This window comes from Mesorhizobium sp. GbtcB19, assembly GCF_019091085.1.
Classification (GTDB): Bacteria; Pseudomonadota; Alphaproteobacteria; order Rhizobiales; family Rhizobiaceae; genus Mesorhizobium.
Genome location: NZ_JAGXJY010000005.1, coordinates 162997 through 183426 on the forward strand (window position 1 = coordinate 162997; position 20430 = coordinate 183426).

Here is a 20430-nt window from a genome sequence, read left to right on the forward strand (position 1 = left end):
GGCTATGAAACGAACTTAATCGCACCAGGTAACAGCCGAATGATTGCGACAAGTGCCTGTGTAACAGGATTGAAACAGGCGCTGGCTTCTCCGCCCTGCCGCAACCATGCTGTCGAAGCTGGTCGCGGGACTTGTGCGCCCGTCGCGCCCGGCCGACTGTAAACGGTCTCACACAGCACGCTGAACCGAGGATCTCCGCTCGCCTGGGCGACGTCGAAACAGGCCTTCCGCGACGTGGCGATCCGCGGTCGGAATCGCAGTTTCGCTTCCTCGATTAAGGCCCGGATTTTCCGGGATTTTTCCGGCTCAGGCGAACTTGAAATCGCCGCCATGGAATTTCCATATTCACACAAGCCATTGCATTTCAATAAGAAATATGCTTATATTGAATGAGTATTCAACAAAAAGAAGAGCATATCCATGAACCCGCACCTCCGTGACGTGGCGATCCCCAACGATTGGGACCGGCGGGGTTTGCCGGGGTGGAGTTACCATTCCAACGCCCTCCTCGAGCTTGAGAAGGAATACGTCTTTCGCAATCACTGGCAGATCGCCGGCCATGTCTCCGACGTGCCCAATCCGGGCGATTATCTGACCATGGACGTCATTGGCGAGCGCGCGCTGATCGTGCGCGGCAAGGACGGCGTCGTGCGCGCCTTCAACAACATGTGCCGCCATCGCGGCAGCCGTGTCGTTGCCGACAGCCAGGGCAGTTGCAAGAACGCGCTGGTCTGCCCATTCCATGGCTGGGTCTACAATCTCGATGGCACGCTGCGCGGTGCGGCCCGTCCGCGCTCCTTCCCCGAGCTCGACAAGACCGAGTTCGGCCTGATGCCGCTCGACCTCGAAATCTGGATGGGCTTCATCTTCATCCGCTTCCGCAAGGGCGGCCCGCAGCCTTCGGTGGCAGAGCTGCTGAAGCCGATCGAAGCCGAAATGGCGCATTACAATATCGCCGACATGGTTCCGTCCTGGGGTATCTGGACGCAGAAATCGCCGGTCAACTGGAAGTCGGTGCGCGACGTCGACAACGAAGGCTACCACGTCGCCATGGCGCATCCGGCGCTGCAGGACCTCTATGGCGCGACCTATTTCGACGAGCCGTTCATCAACGGCGTGTCGCGCTCCTTCGCCACGTACAATCCGCATGCCGGACGGCGCTGGAGCGTGCGAGAATATATCAAGCTGGCGCCCGACGCTTCGCACCTGCCGGAGCATCTGCGCAAGGCCTGGATCTATTACGGCATCTTCCCCAACAACGCGCTGTCGATCATGCCGGAGTCCGTGCAGTTCTATCAGGAGTTTCCGCTGTCCACCGGCGAGACGCTGCTGCGCGGCGCGATCTACCGCTACAAGGACGAGACGCGCGAACAGGCCGCGGCGCGCTACCTCGCCTACCGCATCGATCGCGACACCATGAACGAGGACGTCCAGCTTTCGGTCTGGTCGAACGAATCCATGCTGTCGGAAGCTTTTGAAGGCTTCTACCTGTCGGATTTGGAGTACGGCGTGCGCACCCACCACGACCATCTGCGCCGGCAGGTCCCGGTGCTGAACCTGGAGACGGCGCCGGAGGAGAAGGACATGTGGGGCCTGAACGACGCGCTGAGGTCGAGGGGGTAGCCCCTCTTCCTTCTCCCCGTTCCACGGCGGAAGGTGCCCGAAGAGCGAATGAGGGCAGCGCCAACGTCTTGCGATTGGGTAGTGCATCAGTTGCGGCTCGCTATGGCTGGGTAGCGCCATCTGGACACCAGGCCCTAGGAGTCGCATCCTCTTCTTGGAAGAAGGGGAAGACTTGCAATGACTAGCGAAATCAGGGCTAACCCAGTTTACGCAGCCAAAGACTATCCCCTTATACGCAAGCTTTCAGATGATGACATGCCGGCGACTTGGGAAGAGTGGCGATCCGCTTTTGAAAAGTTGGAAGCGGAAAATAGGCAACAGCATTCAATTGCCTGCAGAGTCCGCGTTCACGCCGGAAAATTCAAAGCATGGCTGGAAGCCAACTCACTTTCGGGTTCGGAACGTACGCGACAGCGCTATGCTCAAGAGCGGCTAGACATGAAGCGGGCGCGACAGGCGGAGCGCCGCGCGATGGAGCGAATGCCAATCGTCTTTCCGGAAATGCCAAGACGTGTGGAGAGCGACCAAACCAATACTCGCTCGTTCGGCTTGATCCATGCGGTTATAGCCGGCTTGGTCCTCGCATGGCTGGCACATCATTGGCTTGGTTGAACATAGTCCTGCGTGCGATCCATGAGGGCCGGACAGTCGCACTACCTGCGATTGGCTAACCTAACCTTAGAAGCCTTGCGACTGAAATCGCGTAAGCCGGCGTTGCACCCACTAGTGGCGTATCACCTCAGGCGCATAATTCCTTCACGCACGGTCGACCGCCAAAGTCGGCGCCGCCCCTCATCCGCCCGTTGGGCACCTTCTCCCCGTAAACGGGGAGAAGGAAAGAGGCTAATCACCCCCGCCACACCCCCTCATTCCTCAGGTCATCCATCGTCCGCGAAATGCCCTCGCGCAGGATCGCCACCATATCGTCGACCTGTTCATGCGAAATGATCAGCGGCGGCGACATCACGCACATGTTGATCAGCGGCCGCACCAGAAGGCCGAGCTCGTGGCAATGCGCGTCGATGCGTTTTCCGACATTCTTGTCGAGCTGCAGCGGGTCCTTGCTCTCACGGTCGGCGACGCATTCGACGCAAGCCATCAGGCCGAGGCCGCGCACCTCGCCGACCAGCGGCAGCTCTTCCAGCGTCTTCAGTTGCGCCTGGAAATAGGGCGCGATGTCGCGGGTGTGCTGAAGCACGCCCTCATCCAGCAGGTCGAGGTTCTTCAACGCCACAGCGCAGCCGATCGGATGGCTGGTGTAGGTGAGGCCATGGCCGAACAGCGCGTCCGGGTGGTTGGAGCGGCGCAGTTCTTCCAGCAGCCGTTCCGAGATGATGACGCCGCCGAGCGGGAAATAGCCCGATGTCACGCCCTTGGCGAAGGTGATCATGTCCGGATCGATGCCGAACACGTCGCCCGAGGCAAAGACGTGGCCGAGCCGTCCGAAGCCGGTCACCACCTCGTCCGAGACATAGAGGATGTCGTTGTCGCGGCAGATCGCGCGGATGCGCTTGAGATACCCGTCCGGCGGCACGATGACGCCGCCCGAGGCCTGCACCGGCTCGCCGACGAAGGCGCCGATGCGGTCGGCGCCGACGCGCGCGATCGTGTCGCGGAACTGGTCGACCAGGAAATCGGTGAAGGCAGCGATGCTCATGCCCTTCGGCCGGCGGAACGGGTCGGGCGAGGACAGCTTGATCACCAGATCGCTTGCACCGTCCATCCAGTCGTGATCGCGCGGACGGCCGTTGAGCGAGGCCGACAGATAGGTCGAGCCATGATAGGCGCCGCCGCGGCTCAGGATCAGCTTCTTCTCCGGCCGTCCCCGCACATTGTTGTAGAACTGCATGAAGCGCAGCGCCGTCTCCACCGCCGACGAGCCGCCGGTGGTGAAGAAGGTGTGGCTGAGGTCGCCCGGAGCGGCATCGGCGATGCGACTCGCAAGCTCGGCCGACGGCGCATTCATCGTGTACCAGGGCGTGTTGTAGGAGAGCGCCATCGCCTGGTCATACATGACCTTGGCCAGCTCCTCGCGGCGATGCCCGACATTGATGCACCACATGCCGGCCGGGCCGTCGATCAGCCGCTTGCCGGAGGCGTCGGTGATGTAGATGCCGTCGCCCTCGCCGATCAGCGTGCGCGCCTCGGCGCCGACCGAGCCGGCATAGGGCCAGGGCTGGACGAGATGGCGCTTGGCGAGCTCGACCGCATCGTCATCGCCAGGCTCGATGAGTTCGTTTGCCTTGACCTTGCTTTGAGCCGCCATCTTCGCCTCACATCATCGGGTTGCAGAAAAATTGTCGCACATCAGACAGCGCGGAAAACCAAGGAAATTCGGCTTTTCATCACTTCATTTTGAATGTCCGTTCAATCAATATTGCAGAAATAGCGCTTGATTTCAATCGGCGGATACGCTCATGATGAAAGAAAGCCGGCAAGCCACGGAGCCATCGCGCTCCAAGCATAAATCGGGAACAGGCGGCCGGCGCCACGAATGGGAAGGCCGCATGGCGGGACAGTCCGAGCCAGCTACCGAAATCACGCCCGGAGCGCTGCAATGACGGCCGCCGCGGAAGGGTCGCGCCCGTTGCGCATGGCGGGCGCCAGACGAAGTCCCCTTCTGCAATCGGAAGCCGTCCAAGGCTTTGCCCTGATCAGCCCGACCTTCGTTTACGCCCTTATTCTGCTCGTCCTGCCGATCCTTGTGGTCATCGCGCATTCCTTCTGGACGCAGCACTACCTGACCATCGACCACACCTTCACGCTGGAGAACTATCGGATCGCGCTGACCGAGCCGATCTACCGCGACCTACTCTGGCGCTCGCTCTACATCTCGCTGACGGTCAGCCTGCTCACCGTGGTGCTTGCCTATCCGATCGCCTATTTCATTTCCTTCCATGGCGGCCGCCACAAGAGCCTGTGGCTCTTCCTCATCACCATCCCGTTCTGGACCAGCTATTTGCTGCGCGTGATGTCGTGGAAGGTGATCCTCGGCTACAACGGCGTCTTGAATTCCGGCCTGATGGGCCTCGGCATCATCAGCGAGCCGTCGGATGCGCTGCTTTACAACTCCACCGCCGTCATCATCACGCTGACCCATGCCTGGGCGACCTTCGCCATCCTGCCGATCTTCGTCTCGCTGGAGAAGGTCGACCGCACACTGGTCGAGGCGGCGACCGATCTCGGCGACGGGCCACTGCGCTCCTTCCTGCGCGTGACCTTGCCGCTGTCGGCGCCGGGTGTCATCTCGGCGGCGCTGATCGTCATGATTCCGACTGTCGGCGATTATGTCACGCCCAAGCTCGTCGGCGGCAAGGACGGCGTCATGATCGCCAATGCCATCCAGGCGCAGTTCGGCAAGGCGTCGAACTGGCCGCTGGGCGCCGCGCTTTCGGTCACCACCATGGTCATCGTCTCGCTGATGGCCGGCACCACCGTGCTGATCATTCGCGCCCTGCAGAGGCTGGCAAGATGACCGCGATCAAACGTTTCCTACCAGGATGGCTGCCGACCTATGCAGGCCTCTACATCGTCTTCCTGTATCTGCCGGTGATCTTCCTGCCGATCTTCTCGATCAACATCGCGGCGACGCCGAAATTCCCGCTCTCCGGCGCCACGCTTCAGTGGTATGAGGACCTGCCGCGCACGCCAGCGCTGATCGACGCCACCTGGAACAGCCTGATGGTCGGCGTCTCCGCCTCGATCCTGTCGACGGTTCTCGGCATCCTCGCCGCCCGTTCGATCACCCGCTACCGCTATCCCGGCCGGCGCACCATCAACGGCCTGATCATGGCGCCGCTGGTGCTGCCCGAAGTGATCGTCGCCATCTCGATGCTCCTGGTGATGTTGCAGCTCGGCTTGAGCCTGTCGCTGTTCACGGTCGTGCTCGGCCATGTGCTGGTCTGCATCCCCTATTCGATGACGGTGCTGACCTCTGGCTTTGAAGGCTTCGACCGCAGCCTGGAAGAAGCGTCCGCCGACCTCGGCGAGAGCGCCTTCGGCACGTTCCGGCGTGTGACGCTGCCGATGGTCGCGCCGGCGATCATCTCCAGTCTGCTCGTGTGCTTCACCATCTCGCTCGATGAATTCATCATCGCCTTCTTCCTCACCGGCACCGAGGCGACGCTGCCGATCTACATCTGGGGGCAGCTGCGTTTCGCGGCGAAGCTGCCTGGCGTGCTGGCGCTGGGCACCTTGCTGCTCCTCGCGTCCTTCGTGCTGATGACTGTTGCCGAAATCCTGCGCCGCCGCGCGGCGAGACGCACCCAGAGTGAGGGAGGCCTCTATGCTTGAGCGGGTCCAATCCGAGCGCACACAGGGCGATCGCACGATGATCGACATCCGCGACGTCACCCGCAGCTACGGATCGTTCAAGGCGCTGGACAACGCCTCGCTGGCGATCCACGAGGGCGAGTTCTTCTCGCTGCTCGGTCCCTCCGGCTGCGGCAAGACCACGCTCTTGCGCATGATCGCCGGCTTCGACACGCCGACCAGCGGCTCGATCGCCGTCGACGGCCAGCCGATGGACGGCATTCCGGCCAACCGGCGGCCGACCAACATGGTCTTCCAGAGCTACGCCATCTTCCCGCATCTCAATGTCGAGCAGAACGTCGCCTATGGGCTGAAGCGGCTGAGGCTCGACGCCGGCGAGGAAAAGCGCCGCGTCGAGGAGGCGCTGGCGCAGGTGTCGCTGACCGGCCTCGGCAAGCGCCGCGCCACCGAGCTCTCCGGCGGCCAGCGCCAGCGCGTCGCGCTCGCCCGCGCGCTGGTCATGCGGCCCAAGGTGTTGCTGCTCGATGAGCCGCTCTCGGCGCTCGACAAGAAATTGCGCGAGCAGATGCAGGTCGAGTTGCGCCGGCTGCAGCAGGCGGTCGGCATCACCTTCGTTCTGGTCACTCATGACCAGTACGAGGCCCTTGCCATGTCGGACCGCATCGCCGTGATGTTCGGCGGCCGCATCGCGCAGGTCGCCTCGCCCAAGGAGATCTACCAGCGCCCGGTCAACCGCCAGGTGGCCGACTTCCTTGGCGGCATGAATTTCGTCAAAGCCGAGATCGTCGAGGAGAACGGCGCCTCGCTGGTGCTCGACACGCTGGGTTTCGGCCGTGTGAAGACCGACAAGCCGAAGGCTTTCGTGCGCAATGGCGGCAACGCGACACTCGGCATCCGCCCGGAGCGGCTGCGCGTTTTGTGGGACAATGCGACGGCGAAGTTCGAGGTCGCCGGCAAGGTCGTCGAGCGCCACTATTTCGGCGAGATCACCCATCTGATCGTCGAGATACCGGGGCTGGAAAAGCCGCTCTCGGTGACCGAGACCAACGATTTCGGCGCCGATGACATCCCGGTCGGCACCTCGATCCGCCTCGCCTACGACCCCGAGGCCTTGGTGGCGATGGCCGACTGAATCTTGGCCGCCGCGATGCGCCCCGCCACGATGGCGCCTTCGACATAGCCCGGGAAAGACGGCGAGACTTCCGAAGCGGCGAAATAGACCGGCGGCGCGCCGGTGAGGATAATGCGCTCGGCATTGCGAGTCGTCACATCGACGATGAGATCGCTATAGGCGCCGCCGCTCCAGCGGTCCTGCGTCCAGTCGCGCGCGCTGAAATCGAGGACATTGGCGGCCTGCGGGCCAAGTGCCTCCACGAGCCTTGCCGTAACCTCGGCGCGCAGCGCCGTCTCATCGAGCGGATGCCAGCGCAGCGCCAGAGGCCCGCCGACAAAGACGACCAGAGCGGCATGGTCGGCATCCTTGCTGGCGTCGCAGGCGAACAGCCCAGGCTGGTCGCGCCACATGACCATGCCGCACAGGTCACGCTCGCGCCAGAAGGGGCTGGCATAGCGCACCAGGATCTTGATCACCGCGCCGCTCTCCCAGACGCCGAGCGCTTTTGCAAGCTCGGCAGGCAAGGCAGGCGCGAAGTCGAGTTTCGCGGCCGTCGCCGGCGGCAGGGCAAGCAGCGCCGAGCGCGCTTCGATGACGCCGCGGGTCGAGACGACGCGAACGCCTTGCGGCCCGTGCTCGATCCGCGTCGCGGCCTTGCCGAGCCGCAGCCGGTCGGCGAGATCGCCGGCCAGATCGTCGGCCAGCGACTGCATGGTCTCGCGCAGAAAATACTGCAGCTCGAACACCTCATTGGTGATGCGGCGATCATTGTCGATCAGGTACCACAGCGGCACCTTGTCCAGCGCCAGGCACCAAAGGCCCTCGATCATCGACCGGAACGCGGCCTTGGCGTCGGCCGTGTCCTTCTGGCGCTCGAGCCATGTCGCCACGGTCAATCCGGCGATCGAAGCATCGTCCGGCTCGATCCTGTTCATGCGCTCGCGGATCGCCATCGCGACCTGATAGGTCCGCTCTGCCGCCTCGGCCGACATCCACGGATGGGTGATGAACTCGCCTTCGATATAGGTCTCGACGAAGGTCTTGCCGCGCGCCTTGGCCAGCGCCATCAGCTCAGGCATGTCCTGGCAAAGGAATTGCCCGCCGCTGTCGATCAGCTCGCCAAGTCCGTTCGGCCTCGCTTCCACGCGTCCGCCGGCCCGGTCGCGTGCTTCGAGCACAAGGAAATCGATGCCGGCGCGCTTCAATTCGAGCGCGGCCGACAGGCCGGTGAAGCCGGCGCCGACGATGACGACGTCGGTTCTTTCAATGATGCTGCTCAATAGCCGGCCTTGATCTTCTCGAACTCGGCGACCATGCGCTGCTTCAGGTCCGGCGCCACCGGCTGCTGGAACAGCGTCTTGTCGAGGAATTTGTCGAGATTGTCGAAGCCGCGATCGCTCAGCAGCTTCTGGTCCATCGCCGCCATGCCGGCGCTGTTGCCGTGACCGTAGCCGAAGGTCTTCACCATATACTCCGAAACACCCGGCGCGTTGACCGCGCTCAGGAAATCATAGGCCTGGTCGAGCTTGCCCGGCGCATCCTTGAGCAGCACATAGCCGCACACCCAGGTCGAAATGCCTTCCTTGGTGTCGCGGTTCATGGCGATCGGCATGCCCTGCCCTTTCAGCGTCACATAGGTCTCGTTCCAGCCCCAGACCAGGTCGACTTCGTTGCCGGTGAAAGCCTGGTTGAGGTCGGTGTCGTCGGTCCAGTAGAAACGGACATTCTTGTGCACGTCGCGCAGGAAAGCGGAAGCCTGCTTGAACTGCTCGTCCGTCATCCTGGTCCAGTCCTTCAGCCCGATCACCAGGCTTGCCAGCGCATAGGCGTCGTCGACATTGTCGCCGATGGTGACGCGGCCCTTGAACTTCGGGTCGGCGAAGATCTTCAGCGACTGCGCCTCGTCGGCCGTCACCTTGTCGGTACGGTAGAGCAGCGAGGTGTTGCCCCAGTCGAAAGGCATGAACCAGGCCTTGCCGTCGGCGGTAGTAGTGAGATCCTTCATCGCCATGATGCCTGGATTGAGGTCCTTCCAGCCGGCGATCTTCGACGTGTCCAGCGGCTGCAAGAGACCGGCCTCGCGCCACTTCACCACGCTTTGCGAGCAGGGATGCGCGATATCGGCCTTGAAGCCGGCGCGCATTTTCTCGAACGCCTCGTCCTCGTCGCCGAAGAAGGCGAAGGTCGGCTCGGCGCCATGTTTGGCGGTATAGGCCGGATGCAATAGCGGATCCTCGTAACCCGACCAATCGAAGACGACGAGGTCGCCGCCGCCTTCGGCAAGCGCATAGGCGGTGCCGGCGCCGATCGTGACGACAGCGGCAAGGACAAGGCGGCGAAGCATGGATGTCATGGCGCGAGAACTCCCCCATCGCGGGCGCATCGGGGAGGTTAGGAGAATTCCCGGCCTTTGGCGAGCCCGCTCACTTTGCTCTGCCTGGCAGGTGAGCGGGCCGCTGAAATTCGGCTCAATAGCCGGCTTTGATCTTCTCGAACTCGGCGATCATCTTCAGCTTGAGTTCCGAGGGCAGCGGCTGCTGGAACAGCGTCTTGTCGACCCACTTTTCCACATTGTCGTAGCCCTTTTCCTTCAGGATCGCCGGGTCGACGCCGGCCATGCCCTTGGCGTTGGCCTGGCCGTAGCCCCAGTCCTTGACCAGCGTCTTGGCGACTTCGGGATCGTTGACGGCATTGAGATAGTCATAGGCCTTGTCGATGTTGCCCGGCGCGTCCTTGAACAGCACGTAGCCGCACACCCAGGTCGAGATGCCCTCGTCGGTGTCCTTCTTGGACTTGATCGGCACGCCGGCCTTGACCGACTGCACCGTCGCATCGTTCCAGGCCCAGGCGAGGTCGACTTCGCCGCCGGAAAGCAGTTGCACGATGTCGGTCGTGTCGGTCCAGTAGGAGCGCACATTCTTGTGCACCTGGCGCAGGAAGTCGGACGCCTGCTTGAACTGGTCGTCCGTCATCTTGGTCCAGTCCTTGAGCCCGATGGCGAGGCTGGCCAGCGCATAGGCGTCGTCGACATTGTCGCCGATCGAGACTCTGCCCTTGTATTTCGGATCGGCGAACACCTTCAGCGACTGCACGTCCTTTTCGGAAATCTTGTCGGAATTGTAGGTGAGCTGGGTGTCGCCCCAATCCCACGGCATGAACCAGGCCTTGCCGTCGGAGGTCGTGGCGAGGTCCTTCATCGCCATGATGCCGGGATTGAGATCCTTCCAGCCGGCGATCTTCGAGGTGTCGAGCGGCTGCAGCAGGCCAGCCTCACGCCACTTCACCACGCTCTGCGAGCAGGGATGGCCGATATCGGACTTGAAGCCGGAGCGGATCTTCTCGAACGCCTCGTCCTCGTCGCCGAAGAAGGCGAAGGTCGGCGAGTCGCCGTTCTTCTCGACATATTTGCCGTGGAAGCTCGGATCTTCGTAGCCGGACCAGTCGAACACGATCAGGTCCTTGTCGGCGGCGACGGCGAACGCTGCCGCCGAGGCCGCGAGCGCGCCGCCAAGCGCCAGGGTCAAAGTCATACGTCGGCTAAGATTTTTCATGCGGTTCCATCCTCTTTTGATCTTGCCGGTCTTGTGGGCCGGCTGTTGCTATCCGTAATGCTTCGGGAAAGCGGCGGCCAAAAATGCGTTGGCCGCCTGCAAGGCCGTTTCGCGCGTGGTGTCCTCCGTGCCCATCATCAGCCGCAGCCACAGGCCCTCGAGCATGGCGCTGAGCGCCAGCGCCATCACCTGCGGGTCATAGGCATAAGAGCCGCTCTCTTTGAGCGCCGCGCAGAGATCGATGAAGACTTGCTGGTAGTAATTGTCGCGCGAGCTGCTCAGCGCCTGGTAGGTCGGCCGCGACTTGGCCTCACCCCAGAAGGCCAGCCATGCCGCGAGCTTGCGCTTGTTGCAGATCGAGCGGTCGAAATCGGCCCAGACCAGATACTGCAGCTGCCTGGCCGGATCGTCGCCGGCCTTCTGCAAGGCGGTGCGCCAATGCGCCGAATACTCATCATACATGTGCTGCAGCGTGGCGATCAGCAGCTTTTCCTTGCTCTCGAAATGGAAGTTGACGATGCCGCGCGACAGGCCGGCGCCGTCGGCCACATCCGCCATCGTCGTTTCGGCGTAGCCGCGCTTGGCCAGTGAATCGATCGTCGCCTCGATCAGCTGCAGCTGCCGGACCTCTTTAGAGGCCTTGCGGCCGCGCTTTTCGGCCTCGCCTTTTTGCGCCGTTTCGGAGAGAGCATCGCTCGCCGCTGCAGTCTTCATGGGTGTGACGGTCTCCAGCATTGCCGGCTATCCAACCGGCTTCCAACCGCGCAGATGAGTGGGGCGGTGCTCGCCACTGTCAAGCACCTTCTGCATCGCCTCCCAGGTCTTGATGTTCTTGTCGACATAGGCCGCGCCGACCGCCGCCGCGGCCCGGGCGTAGAGAGGTCCTCTTAGCCGTGCGAGTTCCTCCCGCGCGACCTCGCGGTACCATGGATTGCGGTCGCGGATGGTGATGTCGGTAAAGCCCGCGCGGCGCATCGCTTCGGCGTAGCGTGCAGGCGAGGCCATCGCGAAGGACAGGCCCTCGGCCGCGACATAGGCCTTCATCTGAGCCGACGGCTCGCCGTCATGTCCAATCATCCAGTTCGATGCCGCAAATACTCCGCCGGGCCTGAGCACGCGAAAAATCTCGGCGAACAGTGCGTCCTTGTCCGGCACATGCAGCAGCGCGTCCTTGGAGAACACGACATCGAAGGAAGCGTCCGGGAATGGCAGCGGCCCAGGCGGCGCCTGGACGAAGCTGACTCGATCCTCGAGACCTTGCCTGGCCGCCCCTCGCCTTGCCTTCTCGATCACTGGCCTTTCGACGTCGAAGCCGGTGGCGCGAGCCGCACCGTGCGTTGCCACCAGATGCAGCGTGATGCCGCCGGCGCCGCAGCCGATGTCGAGGATCGTCTTACCCTTGAGCGAAAGGCCCTCGACCACGCGGTCGACTTCTTCCGGACCGCCCGGCGACAGGTAGCCTTCGCCCCACAGCGCTTCGAGGAAGCGAATGGCCGTGTCGTCATATTCCGGCTCGGCGTCAGCCGTCTCGATCATCGGATCTTCAACCCCAAATGCCGATGTGGATCAGTCCAGAAATCAAGGCAAAGCCTAGCGCATCAACAGGAAAACGCAACACCATTTGTTGAACATTCATTCAATATGGCTGGACAAAAAACCGTGATCCGTGCCAAATTCGAGCAATCAGGGAACCAACGGCACCGAGCAATTCCAGGAAAAGTGTGAAGCGGCTTTCCGTCCGGAATTGCGTAAAAACAAGAAGATAGGGCGGCGAAATGGAGGGTGAGCGCGCATGAAGGCATGGGACGCGATCGTCATCGGCGGTGGCCACAACGGCCTGGTCAATGCCTGTTACCTGCAGCGCGCCGGGCTGGACGTACTAGTCGTCGAGAAGAACGACTGGGTCGGCGGCGCCGCCACCAGCCGCGAGCTGACGCCGGGCTTCCTCTACTCCAACTGCTCCTATGTCTGCTCGCTGTTCAGGCCCGAGATCATGCGCGATCTGGAGTTGCCGCGCTTCGGCCTGCAGGTGATCTCCTATGAAGGCGGCGCCGTGTTCACCCGCGACGGCGACTACCTCGCCAACTACCGCGACCACGACGCGCATCGCCGCGAGTTCGCCCGCTTCTCCAAGCGCGACGCCGAGGCTTATGACCGCTATTCGCGCGACGTCACGAGGCAGTGCCGCTTCATCCAGCCGCTCTTGATGCGCACCGCGCCTGACCCAACCAGTTTCAAGCCGCGCGACCTCGGCGAACTACTTTATCTCGGTAAGAAATTTGCCGGTCTCACCGCCGAGGAGATGGCGCTGACCCTGCGCTTCTGGACGATGTCGATCTCCGACTTCCTCGACGAGTATTTCGAAACCGACGTCATCAAGGCGAATTTCGCGCTCTCCGGCATCATCGGCACGGCGCTCGGGCCGATGTCGCCTGGCACCGCCTATGTGCTGCTGCACCATTATATGGGCGAGGTCGACGGCTCGGTCGGCGCCTGGGGCTATGCACGCGGCGGCATGGGCGCCGTCACCAAGGCGCTGGCCGCCTCCTTCAAGGCTTCCGGCGGCACCATCCGCACCGGCGCCGAGGTCGACCATGTGCTGATCAGGAATGGCAAGGCGAAGGGCGTGGTGCTCGCCGGCGGCGAGGAGATTTATGGCAAGCTCGTCATCTCCAACGCCGACGTCAAACGCACCTTCCTGAAGCTGGTCGAGGAGAAGGAGCTGCCCGACATCTTCCTGCGCCGTGTCAGGAATTTCAAAATTCGCGGTTCGTCCGGCAAGGTCAACATCGCGCTCGATTCGCTCCCCGAATTCCCGGCTTTGCCGAAGAACTCGCCGGTCTATCGCGCCGACATGCACTTCACCGATTCCATCGAACGCATGGAGCGCGGCTATGACGATTGGAAGGCCGGGCGCTGGTCGGCCGACCCCTTCCTCGACATGATGATCCCGACCACGCTCGACCCGACCATGGCGCCGCCGGGCAAGCATTTCATGAGCTGCTTCGTGCAATACGCGCCGCCCAAGATAGATGGTCGCGATTGGACCGATGCCGACCGCGACGGCTTTGCCGAAAGCGTGATCTCCCAGATCGCCGAATATTCACCCGGCTTCCGCGACCGCATCGTCCATATGGAGGTGCGCACGCCGCGCGAGATCGAGGCCGAGGTCGGCCTCACCGAAGGCAACATCTTTCAGGGCGAGCTCACCTTCGACCAGTTGCTGTTCAACCGCCCGGTGCCGGGTTACGCGCAATACCGCTCGGCGGTCGGCGGGCTCTATATGTGCGGCTCCTCCACCCATCCGGGCGGCGGCGTCATGGGCGCGCCCGGACGCAATGCCGCCGCCGAGATCCTGCGCGATCTCGCCAAGCCAACCCTGCATATGAGCCCCGCCCATGACGTCATCTGATTTGAACTGGGACGCCATCGTCATCGGCGGCGGCCATAACGGCCTCGTCGCCGCCGCGACGCTGGCCAAGTCCGGCCGCAAGGTGCTGCTGCTCGAGGCCGGCAACGAGGTCGGCGGCGCCGCGCGCACCGAGGAATTCGCACCGGGCTTCCGCGTATCGGCCGTCGCCCATCTGCTCAACCGTCTCCATCCCGATGTGGTGAAGACGCTGGAGCTGGAGCGCCACGGGCTGAAGGTCGAGCGTGGCGATTTCGTGCCCTCGATCGCCTTGTCGAAGGATGGTCCGCTGGTGCTGCACGGCGCCTATGGCGAGGTGCTGACCGGGGCCAGCCCCTCCGAGCAATCCGCCTGGCAGGAGCTGCGCGCGCAACTGCTGCGCTACGCCGGCATTCTGAAACCGTTCCTGTCGCGCCGCCCGCTGGATCTCGGCGGCATGTCGCTCGCCGAGATGACCGGTCTCGGCCAGACGGCGCTGGCGCTGAAGCGGCTCGGCAAGGAAGACATGCGCGACTTCCTGCGTGTGCTTCTGATGAATGTCTACGACCTGCTGGATGAGCAGTTGTCCGACAACAGGCTGAAGGGCCTGCTTGCTTTCGACGCAACGCTCGGCTCGCATCTTGGGCCGCGCTCGCCGACCTCGCTGCTCGGTCTCTATTACCGGCTGGCCGGCGAGATCGGCGGCCTCGCCGGCGCGCAGATACAGCCGAAAGGCGGCATGGGCGCGGTGGTCGCCGCCATCCGCGCGGCGGCGGAAAAGGCTGGGGTTTCGATCCGCCCCGCATCGCTGGTTGCCAAGGTCATCGTCGAGAAGGGCCGCGCCGTCGGCGTCGTCACGCAGAGCGGCGAGACGCTGCGCGCCAGGACCGTCGTTTCCGCGATCAACCCGGCGACGACCATTCTCGACCTCGTCGGTCCGCGCGAGGTCGACACAGGCTTCGTGCGCAAGGTGAAAAACATCCGCATGAAGGGCGATGCGGCCAAGCTGCATCTGGCGCTCGACCGGCCGCCGCAATTTACCGGCGTCGACGCCGCCGGCCACAGGGGCCGCCTCGTCATCGCGCCCTCGCCAGACCATGTCGAGCGCGCCTTCAACCCGTCGAAATATGGCGAGTTCTCGCCCGAGCCGGTGATGGAGATCACGCTGCCCAGCCTCGTCGATCCATCGCTTGCGCCGTCCGACGCCTGCGTGCTCTCGGCCGTTGTGCAATACGCGCCCTATGCGCTGAAAGAAGGCTGGGCCGCCGGCAAGCCGAAATTCCTCAAGGCGATCATGGGTGAGCTCGAAACTTATTCGCCTGGCATCGGCGCCACGGTGCGCCATGCAGAGCTGTTGACCCCGGCCGACATCGAGGCGCGTTACCGCATGCCCGGCGGCCATTGGCACCATGGCGAATTGCAGGCCGACCAGATGCTCATGTCGCGGCCGGTTTCCGGCTGGTCGGGCTACGACACGCCGCTCGAAGGACTGTTCCTCGCCGGCGCCGGCTCGCATCCCGGCGGCGGCATCTCCGGCGCGCCCGGCCTCAACGCCGCGCGCCGCATCATCGCGATGAGGGCCTAGGTATGTTTTTGCAAATCGCTGAAGTTGCGCTCTACGGCGAAGGAACGCCGTCATGAACCATCATCCCACCATCAAACCGTCGCTCGACGCCCGCACCCTCGCCCAATCCCACTTCCGCACGCTGCGGCTCGGCACGCCGTTCCAGCCACGCATCGACGCGCTGGGGCTGAAGCAGGAGTGGTACAGCTGGGCCGGCTACCGTGCCCCGCATTCGCTGTGGGACGAGGAGCTCGAATATTTCGCCATCCGCAGCCAAGCGGCGCTGTTCGACATCTCGCCGATGACCAAATACCGGATCGAGGGGGCGGACGCCGAAGCCTATCTCGACCGCGTCACGCTGCGCGACGTCACCAAGCTGAAGCCCGGCCGCGTCCACTACACCGCCTGGTGCGACGACGAAGGCTTTGTCCTTGACGACGGCACGCTGTTCCGGCTGTCGCTGACACGCTTCCGGCTGTGCTCGCAAGAGCGGCATTTGCCGTGGCTGCTCGACAGCGCCCACGGCTACGAGGTGAGTGTCGAGGAAGAGACCGAGGCCGTGGCGGGACTGGCGCTGCAAGGCCCGACGTCCTTCGCCATCCTGCGCGACGCGGGCTTCGCCGGCGTCGAGCGGCTGAAGGTCTTCGACCTTGCCGAGTTCGCGCATGACGGCGCTACGATCACCATCTCGCGCACCGGCTTCACCGGCGATCTCGGCTACGAGTTGTTCGTGCCGGCCGACAAGGCGCTGAGCCTGTGGGATCGGCTGATGGCGGCGGGCGAATTGCGCGGCATCCGCGCCATCGGCTACACTGCGCTGAACCGCGCCCGGCTGGAAGCCGGCTTCATCGTCGCCAATGCCGACTTCACCACGTCGGAGCATGCCATCCGCGCCGACCGCCTGCGCATGCCGGATGAAATCGGCCTCGGTTTCATGATCAATCCGGAGAAGGGCCATTTCAACGGTCGCCGCGCCATCCTCGAGGCCCGCGCCAGGAAGAAGCTGCGGCATGTGCTGGTCGGGCTCGAGATCGAAGGCAACATCCCGGCCGAGCATGCCATCGTCTATTACCGCAAAAGCCAGGAGATCGGGCTGGTCAGCGCGGCGATGTGGTCGCCCATGGCCAAGCGCAACATCGCGCTCGCCTCGCTCAAACGGCCTTATGGCGACACGATCGTCGACGACCTCTGGGTCGAGATTTACGCCATGCGCGAGTTGCAGTACCAGAAGCTCATGAAGAAGGCGAAGGTGGTGCCGCGTCCCTTCATCAAGCTCGATCGCCGCACCGCCAACCCGCCGGCGGACTTCTGAGATGCCAAGCAAAGCGGAAGATTTCGACACGGCGGCGGAAGCCACCGAGCAGTGGGAGCTGGTCAACACACCGCTCGGCGAGATGTGGTCCGGCCGCACCCGATATGCTGCGGCCATGTTCTTCTTCAAGCGCGGTGAGATGAACGCCGAGACGCTGGAAGTCTACCGCATCTGCGCCAGGCTCGATGCGGAAAATCCCTTGCCGATCATCCGCGACCGCGGCGTCGGCAAGGAATGGCTGAAGCGGATGGGCTACGGCCAGTAGCTGCGCTTAGCCTATTGTGCGCTCCAGCACGCTCAGCCAGTTGCGATAAGCGATCTTCTCGATCAGCGCGCGTCCAAAGCCGCGCGCGGCGAGCGCATCGATCAGCTTGGGCAGGCCGGCGACGTCGCCGATGGGGGCCGGGATCATGGCGCCGTCGAAATCGGAGCCGAGACCCACGCCGTCCTCGCCCAGCGCCTGCAGCAGCGAATCGATGTGGCGCACCATGATCTCGATGCTGGTGTCGGCATTCATGCGGCCATCCTCGCGCAGGAAGCCGGTGGCGAAGTTCAGGCCCACCATGCCGCCCGACTCGCGGACCGCGCCGAGCTGCCATTCCGTCAGGTTGCGCGAATGGCCGCAGATCGCATGCACGTTGGAATGGGTGGCGACCAGCGGCGCGTCGCTCAAGTCCACCACATCGCGAAAACCCTTCTCGTTGAGGTGCGAGAGGTCGATCATGATCTTCAGCTTATTGCAGGCCTTGACCAGCGCCTTGCCTGCATCGGTGAGGCCGGGCCCAGTGTCGGGCGACGAGGGAAAGCGGAACGGCACGCCATTGCCGAAAGCGTTCGGCCGGCTCCAGACGATGCCCAGCGAGCGCAGGCCTGCGGCGTGCAGCACGTCGAGCATGGCAAGCTCGGGGTCGATCGCCTCGACGCCTTCGATGTGGAAAATCGCCGCGATCGAGCCTTTCGCCATGGCGGCGCGCACGTCGCCGGCGCTGCGGCAGACGGTCAGCGCGCCGGCGCGCTCCAGCCGAAACAGGATCGAGGCCATGCCGATGGTCGAGGTGATCGCCTCGGCCTGCGGCAGTTCCGGCGGCAGCGGTTCATTGTCGCTCGGCGCCGGCGGCACGGCGCTGCGCTTGGACTTCTCGACGGGTGGCGGAAAGATCGCGAACATACCGCCGGCAAAGCCGCCCTTTTTTGCACGCGGCAGGTCGATATGCCCGCCCGGCGTCCCCTCGATGAACAGCTTTTCGACGTCGGCCTCCTTCGACTGGTAGAGTCGAAGCAGCGTGTCGTTATGTCCGTCGAAAACGGGGATCAGGTCGGTATCGGTCATCAGGGGAGCCATTCAAATCAGTGACGGGCGGGACGTTCGTCCGAGCGAACCGTCAACTTAGGCAAGATGACCGGGCGGTGCAAATGCCAAGGCTGGGCCTCTTCCTTCTCCCCCTGTGGGAGAAGGTGGCCGCGAAGCGGCCGGATGAGGGGTGCTCCAGGGAACGCCGACCTCTCACTCCGCTGGAGCACCCCTCAACCGTCTTGGCGCTGCGCGCCGATCCACCTTCTCCCACAAGGGGAGAAGGGAACGCCGCGCTACCGCTTCAGCACATCCGCCCATTCCGGGTGGCGCCGGAACTGGGCGTTGGCGAAGGGGCAGAGCGGGATGATCTTCTTGCCGGCGGCGCGCGCGTCCTCGACGGCGCGGGTGACGAGCCGAAGCCCGGCGCCCTGGCCGCGAAAGACATCCGGCACCTCGGTGTGATCGATGATGAGCTGGTGCTCGCCGATCTTGGTGAAGGTCATCTCGGCCTCGGCGCCGCCGGGTCCGCGCAGCACGTAACGCCCCTTGGAGCCGCGGTCTTCCAGTTCGATCTCGGGCAGTTGGTCAGCCATTTTGTTTGCCTCCTCAGAGCATGATGCCGAAAAGTGTGAAGCGGTTTTCGGACGACATCATGCTCTATCTTTTTGATTTGCAGCCGGCGCCGGCGCGAACAGCCGCCGCGCCGCCTCGATTTCATTCGGCCGAACCTCATGCCCGCCGTCGTGCCATTCCACTGTGACATCGGCGCCGTCAGCGCGCAAATAAGCCTCGAGCCGCGACGTCAAATTGGGTGGGCAGATCGGGTCGCGCCTGCCGGCCGTGATCAGGATATGGCGGCCGGCAAGGCTTCCTTGCACCTTCGGTTCGAACGGGATCAGCGGATGCATCAGCGCCGTGGCGTCGAACAGGCTTGGCTCGGCAAACACTACCGAAGCCAGGATGTTGGCGCCATTGGAATAGCCGAGGCCGAACACCGCCGAGGGTGTTGCCGCCTCGACATGCGCCTTGACGAAGCCCACCATTTTCGACGTCGCGCGAGCCAGGTCGTCCATGTCATAGACGCCCTCGCCGGTGCGGCGGAAGAAACGCGCGGCGCCGTGCTCCGAGACATCGCCACGCGGCGAGATGATCGTCGCCGAAGGCAAAAGCTCGCGGCCGAAGCCGAGAAGCTGGTTTTCGTCCGCGCCGGTGCCGTGGAAGACGAAGAGCAGCGGGCTGCCCGGCGAACCGGGCAGCATTTTATGGATGTAAGCGTCCTTGCTCATGGCTTCAGTCTTCCAGCTTCTGCAGGTGTTCTTCGAGGTAAGGTCTCAGATGCTGATGCTGTTTCGGCAGCTTCAGCGCTTCGCCCAGATGCGCGGTATCCTCGTCGCGGTTGAAGCCCGGCTCGTTGGTCGACACCTCGAACAGCACGCCGCCCGGCGTGCGGAAATAGATCGCCCAGAAATAGTCGCGATCGATGACCGGCGTCACGCCATAACCCGTGTCGACCAGCGCCTTGCGCACTTCGAGCTGCTTGGCGCGATCCTCGACCGCGAAGGCGACATGGTGCACCGAGCCGGCGCCGAGATTGGCGAAGCCGGCGCCCGGCAGCGATTCGATGTCGACGACATCGGCGCCGTTGCCGTTCTTGATCGCCATCCGGCGGACGTTGCCGGACTTGTCGACCTCCTCATAGCCCATGAACTTCAAAAGTTCCTCGGTGGCGCCGCCGTCCTTCAGCCTGAGCGAGACCGAGTGAAAGCCGCGGATCGCCTCGTCGCCGGGGATCCCGCCCTTGACCCAGGGCGCCCTGCTGTCGGCCTTGTCCTCGACCAGTGCAAAGCTGTCGCCGTCGGGACCGGTGAAGGTCAGCCGCTTCTCGCCAAAGGCCTCAGTGCGCGCGACATTACCGACGCCCTCGTCAGCAAAACGCTTTTCCCAATAGGCGAGCGTGCCTTCCGGCACCGAGAACACCGTCGTGCCGACCTCGCCGACGCCATGACGGCCCTTGGCGATGTCGGGGAACGGGAAATAGGTCATCACCGAGCCCGGCGTGCCGACCTCGTCGGCGTAGTAGAGGTGGTAGACGTCCGGCGCGTCGAAATTGACCGTCTTCTTGACCCGGCGCAGGCCGAGCTTCTTCGTGAAGAACTCATTGTTGCGGCGCGCATCGCTGGCCATCGAAGTGACGTGATGCAGCCCCTTGATCTGATTGAGCATGATTGTGCTCCTTCCCTTGTTCCTTGTGCGGCCCTCGCCGCTGTCCACGCCAATATGAGGATAGCTCAGGCCATGGCAAAGCAGGCAAA

19 protein-coding genes are annotated in these 20430 nt (G+C 63.6%); 9 read left to right on the forward strand and 10 right to left on the reverse strand.

The annotated features are described in order from the left end of the window. The first annotated feature begins 420 nt into the window (after window positions 1-420). On the forward strand, window positions 421-1623 hold the full coding sequence (locus KVT37_RS11700) for an SRPBCC family protein (RefSeq protein ID WP_217572906.1): 1203 nt from the start codon (window positions 421-423) through the stop codon (window positions 1621-1623). Window positions 1624-1800: 177 nt separating this feature from the next. Beyond that, complete coding sequence (locus KVT37_RS11705) at window positions 1801-2235, forward strand: hypothetical protein (protein ID WP_217572908.1); 435 nt, start codon at window positions 1801-1803, stop codon at window positions 2233-2235. A 235-nt stretch (window positions 2236-2470) separates the two neighbouring features. Here the strand turns inward: KVT37_RS11705 and KVT37_RS11710 are convergent, their stop codons facing one another. Continuing rightward, the gene (locus tag KVT37_RS11710; protein WP_217572910.1) at window positions 2471-3889 is read right to left on the reverse strand and encodes an aminotransferase; all 1419 of its coding nucleotides are present in this window, start codon (window positions 3887-3889) and stop codon (window positions 2471-2473) included. Window positions 3890-4180: 291 nt separating this feature from the next. On the opposite strand from KVT37_RS11710, the gene KVT37_RS11715 reads away from it, so the two are divergent. From KVT37_RS11715 to KVT37_RS11725, 3 genes are read left to right on the forward strand one after another with little or no spacing between them, the layout of a single operon-like run. After that, window positions 4181-5098 carry an ABC transporter permease gene (locus KVT37_RS11715; RefSeq protein WP_217572911.1) on the forward strand — a complete coding sequence of 306 codons (918 nt, stop codon included), beginning with the start codon at window positions 4181-4183 and terminating at the stop codon, window positions 5096-5098. Then, on the forward strand, window positions 5095-5916 hold the full coding sequence (locus KVT37_RS11720) for an ABC transporter permease (protein WP_217572913.1): 822 nt from the start codon (window positions 5095-5097) through the stop codon (window positions 5914-5916). Before KVT37_RS11715 ends, KVT37_RS11720 begins: the two co-directional genes overlap by 4 nt. A 37-nt stretch (window positions 5917-5953) precedes the next feature. After that, window positions 5954-7027: an ABC transporter ATP-binding protein gene (locus tag KVT37_RS11725; protein ID WP_217573282.1), complete on the forward strand. Its 1074-nt coding sequence runs from the start codon at window positions 5954-5956 to the stop codon at window positions 7025-7027. Here the strand turns inward: KVT37_RS11725 and KVT37_RS11730 are convergent. The 5 genes from KVT37_RS11730 to KVT37_RS11750 all read right to left on the reverse strand — a co-directional run bounded on the left by KVT37_RS11730 (window position 6991) and on the right by KVT37_RS11750 (window position 12096). Then, window positions 6991-8289, reverse strand: a complete 1299-nt coding sequence (locus tag KVT37_RS11730) for a flavin monoamine oxidase family protein (RefSeq protein WP_217572915.1) — start codon at window positions 8287-8289, stop codon at window positions 6991-6993. The genes KVT37_RS11725 and KVT37_RS11730 overlap by 37 nt on opposite strands. Beyond that, window positions 8286-9362 (reverse strand): extracellular solute-binding protein, encoded by a 1077-nt coding sequence (locus KVT37_RS11735; RefSeq protein WP_217572918.1) that lies wholly within the window; start codon window positions 9360-9362, stop codon window positions 8286-8288. The genes KVT37_RS11730 and KVT37_RS11735 overlap by 4 nt, the downstream gene beginning before the upstream one ends. Before the next feature lie 115 nt (window positions 9363-9477). Next, window positions 9478-10560, reverse strand: coding sequence for an ABC transporter substrate-binding protein (locus KVT37_RS11740; protein WP_217572920.1), 1083 nt, complete (start codon window positions 10558-10560; stop codon window positions 9478-9480). A gap of 48 nt (window positions 10561-10608) precedes the next feature. Beyond that, window positions 10609-11274: a transcriptional regulator BetI gene (gene betI / locus KVT37_RS11745; RefSeq protein WP_254633954.1), complete on the reverse strand. Its 666-nt coding sequence runs from the start codon at window positions 11272-11274 to the stop codon at window positions 10609-10611. 27 nt (window positions 11275-11301) lie between these two features. Then, window positions 11302-12096, reverse strand: coding sequence for a class I SAM-dependent methyltransferase (locus tag KVT37_RS11750; RefSeq protein WP_217572924.1), 795 nt, complete (start codon window positions 12094-12096; stop codon window positions 11302-11304). A 256-nt stretch (window positions 12097-12352) separates the two neighbouring features. On the opposite strand from KVT37_RS11750, the gene KVT37_RS11755 reads away from it, so the two are divergent. Genes KVT37_RS11755 through KVT37_RS11770 form a run of 4 tightly spaced genes read left to right on the forward strand, consistent with a single transcriptional unit; the run spans window position 12353 to window position 17089 of the window. Next, a complete protein-coding gene (locus tag KVT37_RS11755) occupies window positions 12353-13972 on the forward strand; it encodes an NAD(P)/FAD-dependent oxidoreductase (RefSeq protein WP_217572926.1) in 1620 nt (539 codons plus the stop codon). Then, on the forward strand, window positions 13959-15533 hold the full coding sequence (locus KVT37_RS11760; protein ID WP_217572928.1) for an NAD(P)/FAD-dependent oxidoreductase: 1575 nt from the start codon (window positions 13959-13961) through the stop codon (window positions 15531-15533). The genes KVT37_RS11755 and KVT37_RS11760 overlap by 14 nt, the downstream gene beginning before the upstream one ends. 52 nt (window positions 15534-15585) lie before the next feature. Beyond that, window positions 15586-16824, forward strand: coding sequence for an aminomethyltransferase family protein (locus tag KVT37_RS11765; RefSeq protein ID WP_217572930.1), 1239 nt, complete (start codon window positions 15586-15588; stop codon window positions 16822-16824). 1 nt (window position 16825) lies between these two features. Beyond that, entirely contained in the window at window positions 16826-17089 is a 264-nt protein-coding gene (locus KVT37_RS11770) for a hypothetical protein (protein ID WP_217572932.1), read from the forward strand. A gap of 6 nt (window positions 17090-17095) precedes the next feature. On the opposite strand, the gene KVT37_RS11775 is transcribed toward KVT37_RS11770, so the two are convergent. The 4 genes from KVT37_RS11775 to KVT37_RS11790 form a co-directional block, all read right to left on the reverse strand. Beyond that, a complete protein-coding gene (locus tag KVT37_RS11775) occupies window positions 17096-18154 on the reverse strand; it encodes a dipeptidase (protein WP_217572934.1) in 1059 nt (352 codons plus the stop codon). A gap of 257 nt (window positions 18155-18411) precedes the next feature. Next, window positions 18412-18711: a GNAT family N-acetyltransferase gene (locus KVT37_RS11780; RefSeq protein ID WP_095767389.1), complete on the reverse strand. Its 300-nt coding sequence runs from the start codon at window positions 18709-18711 to the stop codon at window positions 18412-18414. A gap of 57 nt (window positions 18712-18768) precedes the next feature. Then, on the reverse strand, window positions 18769-19404 hold the full coding sequence (locus tag KVT37_RS11785) for an alpha/beta hydrolase (RefSeq protein WP_217572936.1): 636 nt from the start codon (window positions 19402-19404) through the stop codon (window positions 18769-18771). Between the two features lie 4 nt (window positions 19405-19408). Then, window positions 19409-20341 carry a VOC family protein gene (locus KVT37_RS11790; protein WP_217572946.1) on the reverse strand — a complete coding sequence of 311 codons (933 nt, stop codon included), beginning with the start codon at window positions 20339-20341 and terminating at the stop codon, window positions 19409-19411. Window positions 20342-20430 lie beyond the last annotated feature (89 nt).